Source organism: Rhizobium indicum, from assembly GCF_005862305.2.
Taxonomy (GTDB): domain Bacteria; phylum Pseudomonadota; class Alphaproteobacteria; order Rhizobiales; family Rhizobiaceae; genus Rhizobium; species Rhizobium indicum.
In genome coordinates, this window is the sequence record NZ_CP054021.1 from 3,820,942 (window position 1) to 3,834,655 (window position 13,714).

General features: G+C 61.6%; 16 protein-coding genes. 4 read left to right on the plus strand and 12 right to left on the minus strand.

What is annotated here, in order from left to right; translation table 11 throughout:
• Positions 1-31: 31 nt before the first annotated feature.
• A complete protein-coding gene (locus FFM53_RS18480) occupies positions 32-442 on the minus strand; it encodes a rhodanese-like domain-containing protein (RefSeq protein ID WP_138386814.1) in 411 nt (136 codons plus the stop codon).
• Positions 443-512: 70 nt separating this feature from the next.
• Here FFM53_RS18480 and ftrA point away from each other — a divergent pair, with 70 nt between their 5' ends.
• Complete coding sequence (gene ftrA, locus FFM53_RS18485) at positions 513-1,514, plus strand: transcriptional regulator FtrA (protein ID WP_138386815.1); 1,002 nt, start codon at positions 513-515, stop codon at positions 1,512-1,514.
• 75 nt (positions 1,515-1,589) lie between these two features.
• Here ftrA and preA read toward each other — a convergent pair whose 3' ends face one another.
• The 4 genes from preA to FFM53_RS18505 form a co-directional block, all read right to left on the minus strand.
• Positions 1,590-2,903 (minus strand): NAD-dependent dihydropyrimidine dehydrogenase subunit PreA, encoded by a 1,314-nt coding sequence (preA, locus tag FFM53_RS18490; protein ID WP_138330231.1) that lies wholly within the window; start codon positions 2,901-2,903, stop codon positions 1,590-1,592.
• Between the two features lie 15 nt (positions 2,904-2,918).
• On the minus strand, positions 2,919-4,280 hold the full coding sequence (locus tag FFM53_RS18495) for an NAD(P)-dependent oxidoreductase (RefSeq protein WP_138386816.1): 1,362 nt from the start codon (positions 4,278-4,280) through the stop codon (positions 2,919-2,921).
• A 408-nt stretch (positions 4,281-4,688) separates the two neighbouring features.
• Entirely contained in the window at positions 4,689-5,684 is a 996-nt protein-coding gene (locus tag FFM53_RS18500; RefSeq protein ID WP_171598589.1) for a sensor histidine kinase, read from the minus strand.
• A gap of 193 nt (positions 5,685-5,877) precedes the next feature.
• On the minus strand, positions 5,878-6,672 hold the full coding sequence (locus tag FFM53_RS18505) for a response regulator (RefSeq protein WP_003542253.1): 795 nt from the start codon (positions 6,670-6,672) through the stop codon (positions 5,878-5,880).
• 257 nt (positions 6,673-6,929) lie between these two features.
• On the opposite strand from FFM53_RS18505, the gene FFM53_RS18510 reads away from it, so the two are divergent.
• Complete coding sequence (locus FFM53_RS18510) at positions 6,930-7,136, plus strand: NepR family anti-sigma factor (protein ID WP_003542250.1); 207 nt, start codon at positions 6,930-6,932, stop codon at positions 7,134-7,136.
• A gap of 9 nt (positions 7,137-7,145) precedes the next feature.
• Entirely contained in the window at positions 7,146-7,703 is a 558-nt protein-coding gene (locus FFM53_RS18515) for an RNA polymerase sigma factor (RefSeq protein ID WP_003542247.1), read from the plus strand.
• A gap of 349 nt (positions 7,704-8,052) precedes the next feature.
• On the opposite strand, the gene FFM53_RS18520 is transcribed toward FFM53_RS18515, so the two are convergent.
• From FFM53_RS18520 to hemP, 7 genes are all read right to left on the minus strand, one after another.
• On the minus strand, positions 8,053-8,454 hold the full coding sequence (locus FFM53_RS18520) for a hypothetical protein (protein WP_138386817.1): 402 nt from the start codon (positions 8,452-8,454) through the stop codon (positions 8,053-8,055).
• Positions 8,455-8,463: 9 nt separating this feature from the next.
• Positions 8,464-8,808 (minus strand): ElaB/YgaM/YqjD family protein, encoded by a 345-nt coding sequence (locus FFM53_RS18525; protein WP_138330234.1) that lies wholly within the window; start codon positions 8,806-8,808, stop codon positions 8,464-8,466.
• A 148-nt stretch (positions 8,809-8,956) separates the two neighbouring features.
• Positions 8,957-9,751, minus strand: coding sequence for a heme ABC transporter ATP-binding protein (locus tag FFM53_RS18530; protein ID WP_138387473.1), 795 nt, complete (start codon positions 9,749-9,751; stop codon positions 8,957-8,959).
• A 36-nt stretch (positions 9,752-9,787) separates the two neighbouring features.
• Positions 9,788-10,900, minus strand: a complete 1,113-nt coding sequence (locus FFM53_RS18535; RefSeq protein WP_138386818.1) for a FecCD family ABC transporter permease — start codon at positions 10,898-10,900, stop codon at positions 9,788-9,790.
• Positions 10,901-10,902: 2 nt separating this feature from the next.
• Positions 10,903-11,832 carry a heme/hemin ABC transporter substrate-binding protein gene (locus FFM53_RS18540; protein ID WP_138386819.1) on the minus strand — a complete coding sequence of 310 codons (930 nt, stop codon included), beginning with the start codon at positions 11,830-11,832 and terminating at the stop codon, positions 10,903-10,905.
• An 11-nt stretch (positions 11,833-11,843) separates the two neighbouring features.
• Positions 11,844-12,893, minus strand: coding sequence for a hemin-degrading factor (locus FFM53_RS18545; RefSeq protein ID WP_138386820.1), 1,050 nt, complete (start codon positions 12,891-12,893; stop codon positions 11,844-11,846).
• 8 nt (positions 12,894-12,901) lie between these two features.
• On the minus strand, positions 12,902-13,084 hold the full coding sequence (gene hemP, locus FFM53_RS18550) for a hemin uptake protein HemP (RefSeq protein ID WP_012758649.1): 183 nt from the start codon (positions 13,082-13,084) through the stop codon (positions 12,902-12,904).
• 177 nt (positions 13,085-13,261) lie between these two features.
• Between hemP and FFM53_RS18555 the strand changes: the two genes are divergently transcribed.
• A complete protein-coding gene (locus tag FFM53_RS18555) occupies positions 13,262-13,684 on the plus strand; it encodes a hypothetical protein (RefSeq protein WP_138386821.1) in 423 nt (140 codons plus the stop codon).
• Positions 13,685-13,714 lie beyond the last annotated feature (30 nt).

Consider the following 13,714-nt stretch of genomic DNA (forward strand, 5'->3'; position numbering starts at 1 on the left):
CGCGCGTCTAAAAAGACGCGCGGTGCTGTCGTCAGGCGGCAGTGGAAACGCCCTGCTCGAAGGAGAAGCCTTCATCGGCCCAACCGGTCATGCCGCCGATCATCAGCTTCACGGACAGGCCGAGACGGGAGAGGCGAAGTGCGGCCTTGTCCGCCCCGTTGCAATGCGGGCCGGCGCAATAGACGACGAACAGCGTGTCGGAGGGCCAGGCCGACATGCGATGCGCGGTCATCTTGCCATGCGGCAGGTTGAGGGCGCCAGGAACGCGGGACTGTGCGAAGAGCGTCGGTGAGCGCGCGTCGAGAAGAACGAAATCGACCTTGCCCGACGCAAAGGCGGCGTGAACATCGGAGCAATCGGTCTCGAAGGCAAGCTTGGCTGCGTAATGGGCAGCGGCGATATCAGCGGCTGCGGCGGGGATTTCTGCGACGGGGCTTGGCATTTGCGATTTCCTTTTTTCTGAAGTTGCCGCCTGGTATCGCCGATGCTAGAGCTGTGCGAAATTGGCCATCATGACCGACAGCGTAAAGATCATGCCAAACTCATCGCCGCAACAGACCAAAGGACCGCTGGTCGCCGCACTTGCCTATGACGGGCTCTGCACCTTCGAATTCGGCATCGCCTACGAGGTCTTCGGCCTGCCGCGGCCGGAAATGGGCGAAGGCTGGTATCGCTTCTCGGTCTGCGGCATCGAACCGGGTCCGCTTCGCGCTGCGGGAGGGCTGACGGTCGCAGTCGACAAGGGACTGGAAGTGCTTGACGAAGCGGACCTGATCGTCGTGCCCGGCTGGCGGGCGATCGATGCCGCCGTTCCCGAGCCGCTGGTGTCAGCGCTCAAGGCAGCGCATGAACGCGGCGCACGGATCATGTCGCTTTGCTCGGGTGTTGCCGTTCTTGCCGGATCGGGGCTGCTTGCCAACCGCAGGGCGACGACGCATTGGCGCTATGTCGCCTCGATCGCCGCGCGTTATTCTGATATCGCACTCGATGCCGACGTTCTCTACATGGACGAAGGCAGCCTGCTGACGGCGGCAGGCAGTGCCGCCGGCATCGATCTCTGCCTTCATGTGGTGCGCGGCGATTTCGGTTCGGAAGCCGCAAACAGCGTGGCAAGACGTCTCGTCGTGCCGCCGCACCGCGAAGGCGGACAGGCGCAGTTCATTCACGCGCCTGTTCCCGAGGAACGCGAGGGCATCCGCCTGGGGCCGCTGATCGAATGGATGCGCGAACGCCTTTCCGAGGAGCAGCCGATCAGCCTGCTTGCGAAAAGAGCGGGCATGAGCATGCGCACCTTCCAGCGGCGCTTCGAAGCGACGACGGGCCTCAGCGTCGGCGAATGGCTGCTGAAGGAGCGGCTGCGGCATGCCCGCGATCTGCTGGAAAAGGAACTTGCGGCTTCGCTCGACGATATCGCCGCCGCCAGCGGCTTTGGAACATTGGCGACGATGCGGCATCATTTCCGCAGGCGCCTCGGAACGAGCCCGAGTGCCTATCGGAAGTCATTCGGTGATTAGACTGACTTGGCACTTCGAACGTTGCCGGCAGGATGCGACGCCGCGAATTGATCTTCTCCGCGGCGTTGCGAATTCTTACTCCGCCGCTTGGCGGGCCATCGGGTTGTTCGGGTGCGTCGTCCAGTTGGCGTAGTTGGGGTCAACGACGCGGCCAGTGCGTTTGTCGAGGGTGCCGGCGGGAAGCTGCTCCATGGTGATGCAGTTCTCGACCGGGCAGACGCTGACGCAGAGATTGCAGCCGACGCATTCCTCGTCCATCACCTCGAAATGGCGAACGCCATCGACGAAGTTGGTGATCGCCTGGTGCGAGGTGTCCTCGCAGGCGATGTAGCAGCGGCCGCATTTGATGCAGGCGTCCTGGTCGATCTTCGCCTTGGCGATATAGTTGAGGTTCAGATATTGCCAGTCGGTGACGTTGGGCACGGCGCGGCCGGTGATATCTTCGAGGCTGCGATGGCCCTTTTCGTCCATCCAGTCGGAGAGGCCAGTGATCATCTCCTGGACGATCTTGAAACCGTAGGTCATCGCCGCCGTGCAGACCTGGACGTTGCCGGCGCCGAGCACGAGGAATTCGGCCGCGTCGCGCCAGGTGGTGATGCCGCCGATGCCCGAGATCGGCAGGCCATAGGTTTCAGGATCGCGGGCGATCTCGGCCACCATGTTGAGCGCGATCGGCTTTACCGCCGGGCCGCAATAACCGCCATGGCTGCCCTTGCCGCCGACCGTCGGGTTGGGGGCGAAGTTGTCGAGATCGACGGAGACGATCGAATTGATCGTGTTGATCAGCGAGACGGCATCGGTGCCGCCGGCCTTGGCGGCGCGGGCGGGGCGGCGGATATCGCTAATGTTGGGCGTCAGCTTGGTGATGACGGGCATGCGGGTGTACTGCTTGCACCAGCGCACGACCATCTCGATATACTCAGGCACCTGGCCGACCGCGGAACCCATGCCGCGCTCCGACATGCCGTGCGGACAGCCGAAATTAAGCTCGATGCCGTCGGCGCCGGTCTCTTCAACCAACGGCAGGATCGCCTTCCAGGCCTCTTCCTCGCAGGGCACCATGATCGAGGCGATCAGCGCCCGGTCCGGCCAGTTCATCTTCACCTGCTTCATTTCCCGCAGGTTGGTATAGAGGTCGCGGTCGGTGATGAGCTCGATGTTGTTCAAACCGAGCAGGCGGCGGTCGGCGCCCCAGATCGCGCCGTAGCGCGGGCCGTTGACGTTGACGACGGGCGGGCCTTCCTCGCCCAGCGTCTTCCAGACCACGCCGCCCCAGCCGGCCTTGAAGGCGCGCTCGACGTTGTAGGCCTTGTCGGTCGGCGGCGCAGACGCCAGCCAGAACGGGTTCGGGGATTTGATGCCGACGAAATTATTGCGGAGATCAGCCATTGTTCATTCTCCCCTTCAAGCAACCGCGACAGCCGGAGCGGCTGCTGCGGTGAGGCCACGATGGATGGATTCAGCCGCGTCGCGCCCGTGGGCGACGGCCGAAACCGTGAGATCGTCTCCGCCGAAGACGCAGTCGCCGCCGGCCCAGACGCCGTCGAGCGAGGTATGGCCTTCGCCATCGACGGCGATGCGGCCGGATTCCATGCGCAGCGAACCGAGACCAGAGGCGTCAAAGCTCTGACCGATCGCCTTGAAGATCTGGTCGGCGGCAATGACACCGGTTTCGCCGGTGCCGACGAGGCGGCCTTCGAGAAGCGTCGTATATTCCACCTCGATAGCGGCGACTTTGCCGTCCTGCGACAGGATCGATTTCGGCGCCAGCCAGTGCCGGATGATGACGCCCTTGGAGCTTGCCAGATCCTGCTCGAATTCGGAGGCGTTCATCTGTTCCTTGCCACGACGGTAACAGATCGTCACCTCCTCGGCGCCGAGCAGCTTTGCCTGCACGGCAGCGTCGATCGCCGTCATGCCGCCGCCAAGGACGACGACGCGGCGGCCAATGGCGATTTCGCTTTTGTCTTCGGCCTGGCGAAGGGCCGTGATGAAATCGACGGCATCGTCGACGCCCGCAAGGTTTTCGCCCTCGATGCGCAGCGCGTTGACGCCGGCAAGACCGATACCGAGGAAGACGCCGTCATATTGCGCCTGCAGATCGGAAAGCGAAAAATCGAGGCCGAGACGCTGCCCATGCCGAACCTCGATGCCGCCGATCGAGAGGACGTAATCGACTTCCTTCTGGGCGAAGTCGTCGACCGTCTTGTAGGTGGCGATACCGTATTCGTTGAGGCCGCCGGATTTTTCCCTGGCATCATAGATGACGACGGAATGGCCGTTCACGGCCAAACGATGGGCGGCAGCAAGGCCGGCCGGGCCTGCGCCGACAACGGCGATGGTCTTTCCGCTCGGTTCAGCCCTGGCATAGAACTGCCGCCCGGCATGCATGGCGGCATCGGTCGCATAACGCTGCAGGCGGCCGATCTCGACGGGCCGCTCTTCAGCCGTGTTGCGCACACAGGCCTGTTCGCAGAGTTCTTCGGTGGGACAGACGCGGGCGCACATGCCGCCAAGGATGTTCTGGTCGAAGATCGTCTTTGCCGAGCCGATCGGATTGCCGGTCGAAATCTGGCGGATGAACAGCGGAATGTCGATCGAGGTGGGACAGGCCGTCATGCATGGCGCGTCATAACAGAAATAACAGCGGTCAGCGGCGACCAGCGCCTCGTGATTGTCGAGGCGCGGATGAAGATCGGAAAAATTAGCCTCATACTCGGCGGGCGAAAGCCGGCCGGCATGAATCCCGGTTTCCAGTCGTTCCATTGAAGTTCCCTCATTATTGGTAAACGGCCTGTGAGGGAAAGCGTAACTCAGGTTTAAAAATTTATCAAACGGTAAAATTTTTACGATTTTCTCTTGTGGCCTCCCAAGTAATGCACTGTTTTCGTTAGGAGAATTTACCCGACGGTGATGGGTGAAATGACTGGGTGTTCGACACGAGAAAGGCATCCGAAAAAAGATTCAAAAAAGTCGAATTTTTTGTTGGCGGCAGGGAACCAAAGTTTGATGTCGTCGTTATTGCGATATCCGGATGGTGATCGCATCGACCCAACATGCGCGCCCCCAACCCACTATCCGGACGTACTCACGGTCCCCTCCCGGTGAGTGAAGACAGCTGGTGCGCCGCCCTCGCACCGGCTGTTTTTCTGTTTTCGGCTGCCTCCCGGCTTTTCACACGCGCTTGAAGATCTCGAATTCGCTTTCCGGAATGGTCAAACGATATTCGATGCGACCGGGAATGAGGTTCAACTCCGCTTTGCCATTGACCGACGAGGGCACGACACGCTCCAGCACGGTACGTCCGAAGCTGTTGTCGCTGAATTCGTGGATTTCCGACTGATCATGCAGCACTTCCGCCCAGGCGATTTCGATCGCCTTCCTGTCGTTGATCATGGCTTCGCGGCAATTCAGCGTGATGGAGGCGGCGCCGCCTGATATCGCGCCAAAGGAGGCGGAGTTGACGATGAGTTCGTGGAGGGCGAGCCCGAGATGTACGGCGGCATTCGGTGTCAGGTGAGCGTTGATCCCGTAGATCGGCATGGAGCCGGCCGTTTCCGGCCAATAGGGGGCAAACTGCTTTTCGGCGAGTTCGAAGAGGTAGGCGCCGCGCCAGCTCGAATCCGTGATCAGGTCCTGCGAATTGGACAGCGATTGCAGCCGTCCGCGGAACTTAAGGAGGAAGCTGTCGAGAGAGAGCGTGTTGCGCGCCGTCTGCGTGGCAATGCCCTGGATGATGGCGAGAAGGTTCTTCGAGCGGTGTGAGAGTTCGCGCAGCAACGACTTCAGAACTTTTTCGCGATGCCGGCTTTCGGTGACTTCAGCCATGACGGAAAGAAGTCCATATGCGCCGCGTTCGCCGGTGCGCTGGATCTTCAGTTCATAAGTGCGCGTTTCGCCGTCAACGTCGATCTCGACCTCGGCATTGTTAGGGATGCCGGTTTCCAGCACCTTGTGTTTCAGCGCAGTCAGATATTGCCCATGGGCGTCGCCAAAAAGGGCGGCGTCGCTGCCGCCGGGCATAAAGAGCGACGCGAAATGCGGCGGCAGATTTTCGGCGTAGAAGATCGACAGTCGGGCGTCCTGGCAGAGGATCGAAATCCCGGCGCTGCCGAGCGCGCGTTCCATCATTGCGGCTTTGCCTTCAAAGGTGAAAGGCATGCCGGACAATGGTTCAGTCGTATTCACTCGGCCGCCTTTCCTTGTGACATCTTGAACGTCGCTGAAGGGAGCGCCCTTCCAGACACCGCCTGCCAACTTTAGAACAAAGCGCTGCAAAAAACCGTTAAAGCCACCGGAGCGTCCCGGTAGCACCGGAACGCCTGCTTTGGCGATTTGGTTCCGAAGGCCGGAAAATTGCGTCTCAGGCGGCTACTCTGGTCGATTCATTGAAGAAAAGAGCCTGACTGATCAGTGCCTTGACCATGTCGGGATTGAAGGGCTTGGTGACAAGGAAAGTCGGTTCCGGGCGCTCGCCGGTCAGAAGCCGTTCCGGGAAAGCGGTGATGAAGATCACCGGTACGCTCGACGTCTTGAGGATGTCGTTGACTGCGTCGATGCCGGAGCTGCCGTCGGCAAGCTGGATGTCGGCCAGCACCATGCTCGGCTTGGTCTTATTGTAAAGCGCCACGGCCTCGGCATGCGTACGGGCAATGCCGGTGACGCGATGGCCGAGGCTCTCGACCATCTGCTCGATATCCATGGCGATCAGCGGTTCGTCCTCGATGATCATGATATCGGTTGCGACCTGACGGGAAATCTCCTGCGACGCGACGTCGAGCAGATGCATGACATCCTGTTCCTCGGTTTCCAGAATTTCGGCGATTTCGGCGACGCGGAAATTCTCCACGGATGCGAGCAGGAAGGCCTGACGGGCGCGCGGCGAAACCTTGGAAAGGTTCAGCGTGGCGCGCTGCTCCCAGGCATAGGGCGAGGTCGGCTCTGGAATCTGGACTGCGGTGGAACCAAACAGTTGCGTGAACAGTTTGTAGAGTGCGACCCGGTCATTCGCCGTATCCGGAAAAATCGACAGATCGGCGATGATGGCTTCGAGAACGGCGGCGACGTAAGCGTCGCCCGAAGTCTGTGTGCCGGTAAGGGCGCGGGAATAGCGGCGCAGATAAGGAAGGTGCGGCGCAATCCGAGTAGAAAGTGTCATTAATGGGCTCCTGCATACAGGCCGGCATTGGCTTCAATGAGCGGTTAACGCCGCCTTGATAAAAAAGTTCCGGAACGGCAGGAACTTTTTTCGTTGCGCCGCATTATTCCAGCCGACGAAGAAAGGGCGTAGCGTTTTGACCCATGCAACGGCAAATGCCAGCGACATCGACAATGGAACGTTCGATGTCGATGGTTGAAATCGTTTTTGATCCCATCCACGCTCCTCGAACAGACAACCGGCGAGAAGACGAATTGATGACTACACGCAAGAAAGAAGCAGCCGATCAGCGAAAGCTGGAGCTGCGGGCAAGCGACATCCTGGACCCGAACAACCAGATCGGCGTCAGGCTGCGGTCGCTCTATTCGGCCGCTCAGGATGAGGCGATTCCCGATCGTTTTCTCGACCTTCTCGAAAAGCTCGACCATGCTGAAATGATGGCTTCTGCCAAGATGGCCGAATAGGATCGCCGCATGGAAGACAAATCGCAACCCAGCTTCAAGCGGGAACTGCTGGCGGCACTCCCAAGCCTTCGCGCCTTCGCGATCTCGCTCATCGGGCGGCACGACCGTGCCGACGATCTCGTCCAGGACACCATCATGAAAGCCTGGGCCAAGCAGGATCATTTCGAGATGGGCACCAATATGAAGGCCTGGCTCTTTACGATCCTGCGCAACGAACTCTATAGCCAGATGCGCAAGAGCGGCCGCGAAGTGCAGGACAGCGACGGGCTGTTTACCGAATCGATGGCGATGCACCCCTCGCAATATGGTGCGCTCGATCTGCAGGACTTCAAGAAGGCGCTCGACCAGCTGCCGCCGGATCAACGCGAGGCGATCATCCTCGTCGGCGCCTCGGGTTTTTCCTACGAGGAGGCGGCCGAAATCTGCGGCTGCGCCGTGGGTACCATCAAAAGCCGCGTCAACCGGGCCCGTCAGCGGCTGCAGGAGTTGCTGCAGATATCAGGCGAGGCTGATTTCGGCCCCGACGCCACCTCGGCGCCGCTGACATCGAAGGCTTTCGCGTTCTGACAGGAGTTGTATTTGGGAGGAAAGCCGGCCGCCTTCGGGCGCCGGCTTTTTTGTGTTTGGCGGTGTGTGAAGGACGCGTTCCACGGGATGGACGGCCATTCGAAGCACTACCTCTCCACCCTCATTCCTGTGCTTGTCACAGGAATCCAGTGCGCCAAGTCCTTGGGCGCGAAAGACTCTTTCCACTTGGTATTGGTTTATTCACGGCGCGGACGCGCCGTGGCTGGATTCCTGTGACAAGCACAGGAATGAGGGAGGGGTCGGCGTCGTAGCCCAATCCTCTGCTGGGATGCAAACCTGCTTCTCCTCGTCCTTTTTCTTAGAACGATCAGGGGAGCCAGTCCCCCCATCAATCCTCGCGCTTCGAGCCCACCAGATTGGCCGCGACGATTGCTGCCAGAACACCGGCAGTCAGGAGCGGCTGGGCGCGGATAAGACCGAGCCCGACCGTTGCCAGCGATTCCACCGCCGCACGGCGTTCACGGGCGCGGCGTGCTTCCCTGGCGTTGATGATCGACATCGCCACCAGGGCGATGATGGCGATAAGCAGCGCGCAGGCGGCCAGGAAAAGGGCAGCGCCGACCGGGCCGTAGATGCCGGCGAGCCAGATGGCGCCGGCGGTGACGGTCAGCGCGTAGGCGGTGAGGAGGAAAAGCACGGCAAGCGCAATGAAGATGCTATTGCGCTTGGCGCGCGCAACGGTCCGGTGCACGCTTGCGCCCGTCAGCAGGCTGAGGATCGAAAACAGCATCGCGCTTCCTCAGCGCCGGGCGAGGAAGGCGATGGCAAGGCCGAAAACGGCCGCGGCGCCGATGGTTGCCAGCGGATGCTTGCGCACGGTATCGCGCATTTCCGTCGCGCCGCGCTCATAGCCTTGCTGCAATTCGCGCAGCAGATCCTCGCTGCGGCCGAGCAGTTCTTCATAGCCGGCACCGGCCTGGCTGCGGAATTTTTCGCCCTGATGGCGCGAACTCTTGCCGACAAGGCGTGTCAGTTCCGCGAGTTCGTCGCGAAGCGCCTCGACCTGCTCCTCGATGCCGGATTCCAAATTGTGGAAGGTACCGTTGCGGCGACTGCGGCCGGACTGGAAGATAGAATAGCTCATGGCTGTCTCCATTGGCTGGGGCGCGCGCAAGCCCGCCTATTTCGCACGAGGGTCACCACCGTCCGTTGCATGAATGATATCGCCCGGCATTGACCCAGATCACTGCCGACAACGTGCCGGACGATCAAAAGTTCCGCCCGCGCAGTGCTCAGGGGTGGGAAACGGCGCTGTGGGCGAGCACGAAGGGCGTGCCGTCTGATGGTACCTGGTTTATCCGCAGCGCGCAGCCGAACACCGAGAGCATCGTTTCGTTCGTCAGCACTTCACCGATGCTGCCGGCGGCGGCGAGGCGGCCGGATTTCATCAGCACGATGCGGTCGGCAAAGAGTGCGGTCAGATTGAGATCGTGCATAACGGCGATGACGCCGCCGCCGCGTTCGCAGAAATTGCGGGCGAGCGTCATGATGGTCAGCTGGTGGCTGATATCGAGGCTCGAGACCGGCTCGTCGAGCAGCAGCCAACAGGGTCTGCCGTCGACGACGGGCTCGGCGATCTGGCAGAGCACGCGGGCAAGCTGCACACGCTGCTGCTCGCCGCCGGAGAGCTCCTGATAGAAACGACCTTCGAAGCCGGTCAAGTCGACGGACGCAAGCGCTGCCGCCGCCGTCCGCTCGGCCTTGTCGGGATGCAGGTTGAGGCCTGATGTCAGGCCCATGCGGACGATCTCGCGCACGGTAAAGGGAAAGGAGATGGTGCTTGCCTGCGGCAGCACCCCACGAATGGCGGCAAGCTGCCAGGGTTTCAGCGCCTTCACCTCGTCGTCGCCGATGCGTACCGAGCCGCCATAGGCAAGTTCGCCGGAGATGGCTTTCATCGTCGTCGTCTTGCCGGAGCCGTTCGGCCCGGCAATCGCCGTCAGCTCGCCGGCCTTTGCCGTGAAGGCGACGTCGCTGATGATGGTCTTGCCGGAAAGGCGCACGGAGACGCCGGAAACTTCGATCATCGCAATGTCACTCACGGGGGTCACTCACGACATCACTCACAGGGCAAGGCGCGAACGCTGCCTCAGCAGGATCCACAGGAAGAACGGGCCGCCGACCGCCGCGGTGATGATACCGATCGGCAGCTCGGCCGGGGCGACCAGGGTGCGGGCCAGGACATCCGCGAAGATCAGCAGGGAGCCGCCGAGCAGCGCTGCGGCCGGCAGCAGGAAACGATGGTCGGGGCCGATCGCCATGCGCAGGATATGCGGTACGACGATCCCGACGAAACCGATGCCGCCGCTGACGGCGACGGACGCGCCGGTCGCCGCGGCGACGCCGACGATCGCGACATTCTTCAGCCGCTGCACCGGCACACCCATATGAAAGGCGGCCGCCTCGCCGAGCGTGATGGCATTGAGGCCGCGGGCCATGAAGGGCAGGGCGGTGAAGGACAACAGGATGATCGGGCTGGCGGCGGCGATCTTCGTCCACGTGGCGCCGGCAAGCGAACCCATGCTCCAGAAGGTCAGGTCGCGTAGCTGCTGGTCGTTGGCCATGTAGATCAGCAAGCCTGTTATGGCGAGGGCGAGCGCGCCGAGCGCGATGCCGGCAAGCAGCATCGTCGCCACCGAGGTCTGGCCATGACGGGTGGCGATCCTGTAGAGCAGGAGCGTCGTGACGAGGCCGCCGCCGAAAGCGGCTGTCGGCAGAGCGTAGATGCCGAGAAGCGCCTCGATCGGCGCTGCGAGACCGCCACCGAGGACGATCATCGCAACCGCGCCAAAACTTGCGCCGGAGGAGACGCCGACGAGGCCGGGATCGGCCAGCGGATTGCGGAACAGGCCCTGCATCACCGTGCCGGAAACGGCCAGCGAGGCGCCGATCAGGAAACCGAGGATCGCCCTGGGCAAGCGGATATCGAAGATGATGATCCGGTCACGCGTGCTGAGCGCCGCCTCGGAGCCGGCCATGTTGCTGATGACGTCGAGGATCGAGGCATCCGAGGCGCCTGTCGTCACCGAAAACAGCATCGAAAAGACCGAGCCGACGACGAGCAGCGCGATCGCCAGCAAGGCGAGCCGCGTCCTGTCGCCCGCCTGCCTGATTTCGCGGATGTCCGCCATTGGGAATCGTCGCCTTTGTTCCATCATGGCTTGCGGCAGGGCCATGATCAGCCCCCGTAGATCGCCGTGTTGAGCTCACGCGCTGCGGCTGCGGTGCGCGGGCCGAAGCCGAGCAGGTAGACGCCGTCCATTCGGATGATCGCTTTTTTCTCACCTGCCGGCGTCAGTGCGATCGCCGGCTGAGCCAGCAGGTCCTCGTTCTTGGTGCCTGCGCCATCGCCGCGGTTCATCATCAGGATGATGTCGGGCTTGGCTTCGATGATCGCCTCGTCCGTCAGCGGCTTGTAGCCCGGGAATGCGCCGACGGCATTGATGGCGCCGGCGAGCTTGACGATGCCATCGGCGGCCGTGCCGGTGCCCGATGCCATGATCCGGCCGTTCTGGGCGCTGAGGATGAAGAGAACGCGCTTGCGCTCGGCCTCCGGGCGCTTTTCGGCATCGGCGATCGCCGCGTCGAGATCGGCTGCGACTTTTTCTTCAAGCGCCTTCGCCTTGTCGGGCACGCCCAGCAGCGTGCCGACACGGTCGATCTTGGCGATGATGCCGTCGCGGGTAAAGGCGCTCGGCACGGACTCGAAGGGCACGCTGGCATTTTTCAGCACGGCCAGCGCTTCCTGCGGGCCCGAACCTTCGACGGCGATGATCGCCGTCGGATTCATGGCGAGGATGCCTTCCGGCGAGAGCGCGCGCATGTAACCGACATTGGGCAGCTTCAGCGCCGCCTCCGGATAGATGCTCGTCGTGTCGCGGGCGATCAGCCGGTTTTCTTCGCCGAGCGCATAGACGATCTCGGTGATGTCGCCACCGACCGAAACCAGGCGCGACGTGTCGAACTTCTTTTCTTCGGCGTGGGCGGCGCGGACGAAGGCGAAGCCGTCGACCGTCCGCGCCGTCGGGATCAGCGGCAGCGCCATGACGGCCGCCGTCAGGGCCAGTTCCCAAGTGCGGATCCGGCGCAGATTGTTACGCATCGTCATCGTAGCGATCCTTATGCGGCCACGCTTGCTGCCCGCGGCAGGTTTTCGATGATCTCGCGCCACTCGGCACGTTCGTCGGAACCTTCCTGCCGCTTGCCGAAGAACTGGATGATCATCTCGCCTTCGGCATTGTAAGCTTCCAGCGAGGTGACATGGCCGTCCGTGGTCGGCTTGCGCACGGCCCAGGTCTCGGCGATGTGATCCTGGCGCAGATGCAGGTGGAAGGTCGGATCCATGATATTGATCCACGGCCCCATCGGCTGCACGTTGAAGATCGGGCCGGAATGGATCTGGACGATGCCGTCATTGGCGACAAAGCACATGATCGGCAGGCCAGATTTCACCGAGGCATGCATCATCTCTGCCGTCGCGCTGTTGTCGAGCTTCCAGGCATAGTCGTCGCCGACTGTGCGCACGGCCGCCTGGCGGCCGATCTTCAGGCGCTTCAGCATGCCGAAGAACTGATGCGTATCGGTGAGCTTGCTCCAGTTGTCGCGCAGTTCGTCGCGGCTGACGTCGGCGATCTCATCGGCGGCGTTCGAGGTTTCAGCCTCGACAAATTCCTGCGACTGGTCGGCCAGCTTCAACTCGGCGACGATCGCGTGATAGGCCTCGACATTCGAGCTCGGGCGCAGGTGCACCTTGTGCACGGCGTTGCCGGCCTTGTCGAAATATTGCAGGCTGAGGCGCTCCTGATCGCCATCCTTCTTGGATACGGCGAAACCATGCTCCCAGCGGCTCGGGAAGATGCGCAGGTCGATATTCTCGCCGAGAACGATCGCGGCCTGCGCGCCGCTCTTGATGTTTTCGTAGACGCCGATCTTCTCGTGCACGGCACTTTCGTTGCGCGACAGCGCCATCACTTCGCCGAGGCCGGCCACGCGTTCGAGAAGCTTCAGTGCGCTGCCATGGATGCGGGTAACGCTGATGCCGGTTTCGGCGGCAACGAGGGCTGCCTCGGAAATCTTCAATTGGGCGGCGATATCGCGCTCGCGCATTTTCGGATTCTCGGCGCGAAACGCACGGATATCGGCTGGCGCCGGTCTTGTCTGTTCGGTCATGTCCTACCCTACTTATTGAGAATGAGCTTGCCCTGACGGGTGATCTTCAGGCGATAGACCAAGCCGTCGTGTCTAATCATGATCTCGTTCGTGCCGCGGAAAAGATCCGCGCTTTCGACGATCCGGTGCTGCGCCGCAGGCTCGCTCTGCAGCGGCACGTGCTTAAAGTTATCTGGCTTTTCAACCATCATTTCGGTTGGCAATTCCGTGAGGCCGGTGATCAGGGTCCCCGGTTGTGATGACAATTATCTTGACTTTCTTACTCATAGTTTTTTAAAGACGCAATAGGAGACTAATACAGTCAAGTTTTTGAGATTGCTGATATGAGGCTGCCTGGCGGCGGTTCGCGACAATGTGCGGAGAAGATGATGACGGTTAGGTTTGCGGCTGTTGCAGCGGGCATGGTGATGGCGGTTTCAGGCGTATGCCAGGCGCAGGATGCGGCAACCGCCAAGCTGGATGTTGAACTCAACGCTCTGGCGCCGTCGCAAAAGGGCTGCATGATGACCTTCGTCGCTGAGAACAATCTTCAGGCGCCGATCAATAAGATCTCCTTCGAGCTCGCTTTCTTCAACGACAAGAATGCCGTCGACCGCATCACCGTGCTCGATTTCCGCGATCTGCCGCAGGGCAAGAAGCGCGTGCGCCAGTTCGATATGCCGAACGTGAAGTGCGAGACGGTCACGCGCATCATCATCAACGACACGCCGGTCTGCGACGGCCCGGCGGCGGGCGAATGCATGAAGGGTCTCGTCACCCGTTCACAGATTTCCGTTCCCTTCGAGGGCTAAGGATACGCCGGGAATGATTCCCGGCGGACA

What these genes read in the sequence shown, in the direction of transcription:
- FFM53_RS18515 (WP_003542247.1), top strand. Translation starts at nt 7,146, where the DNA reads ATGGAAGACAAATCGCAACCCAGCTTCAAGCGGGAACTGCTGGCGGCA.
- FFM53_RS18505 (WP_003542253.1), bottom strand. Translation starts at nt 6,672, where the DNA reads ATGACACTTTCTACTCGGATTGCGCCGCACCTTCCTTATCTGCGCCGC.
- FFM53_RS18525 (WP_138330234.1), bottom strand. Translation starts at nt 8,808, where the DNA reads ATGAGCTATTCTATCTTCCAGTCCGGCCGCAGTCGCCGCAACGGTACC.
- FFM53_RS18535 (WP_138386818.1), bottom strand. Translation starts at nt 10,900, where the DNA reads ATGGCCCTGCCGCAAGCCATGATGGAACAAAGGCGACGATTCCCAATG.
- FFM53_RS18510 (WP_003542250.1), top strand. Translation starts at nt 6,930, where the DNA reads ATGACTACACGCAAGAAAGAAGCAGCCGATCAGCGAAAGCTGGAGCTG.
- FFM53_RS18530 (WP_138387473.1), bottom strand. Translation starts at nt 9,751, where the DNA reads ATGATCGAAGTTTCCGGCGTCTCCGTGCGCCTTTCCGGCAAGACCATC.
- FFM53_RS18520 (WP_138386817.1), bottom strand. Translation starts at nt 8,454, where the DNA reads ATGCTGTTTTCGATCCTCAGCCTGCTGACGGGCGCAAGCGTGCACCGG.
- FFM53_RS18545 (WP_138386820.1), bottom strand. Translation starts at nt 12,893, where the DNA reads ATGACCGAACAGACAAGACCGGCGCCAGCCGATATCCGTGCGTTTCGC.
- FFM53_RS18555 (WP_138386821.1), top strand. Translation starts at nt 13,262, where the DNA reads ATGACGGTTAGGTTTGCGGCTGTTGCAGCGGGCATGGTGATGGCGGTT.
- FFM53_RS18480 (WP_138386814.1), bottom strand. Translation starts at nt 442, where the DNA reads ATGCCAAGCCCCGTCGCAGAAATCCCCGCCGCAGCCGCTGATATCGCC.
- hemP (WP_012758649.1), bottom strand. Translation starts at nt 13,084, where the DNA reads ATGATGGTTGAAAAGCCAGATAACTTTAAGCACGTGCCGCTGCAGAGC.
- FFM53_RS18495 (WP_138386816.1), bottom strand. Translation starts at nt 4,280, where the DNA reads ATGGAACGACTGGAAACCGGGATTCATGCCGGCCGGCTTTCGCCCGCC.
- ftrA (WP_138386815.1), top strand. Translation starts at nt 513, where the DNA reads ATGACCGACAGCGTAAAGATCATGCCAAACTCATCGCCGCAACAGACC.
- FFM53_RS18540 (WP_138386819.1), bottom strand. Translation starts at nt 11,832, where the DNA reads ATGACGATGCGTAACAATCTGCGCCGGATCCGCACTTGGGAACTGGCC.
- preA (WP_138330231.1), bottom strand. Translation starts at nt 2,903, where the DNA reads ATGGCTGATCTCCGCAATAATTTCGTCGGCATCAAATCCCCGAACCCG.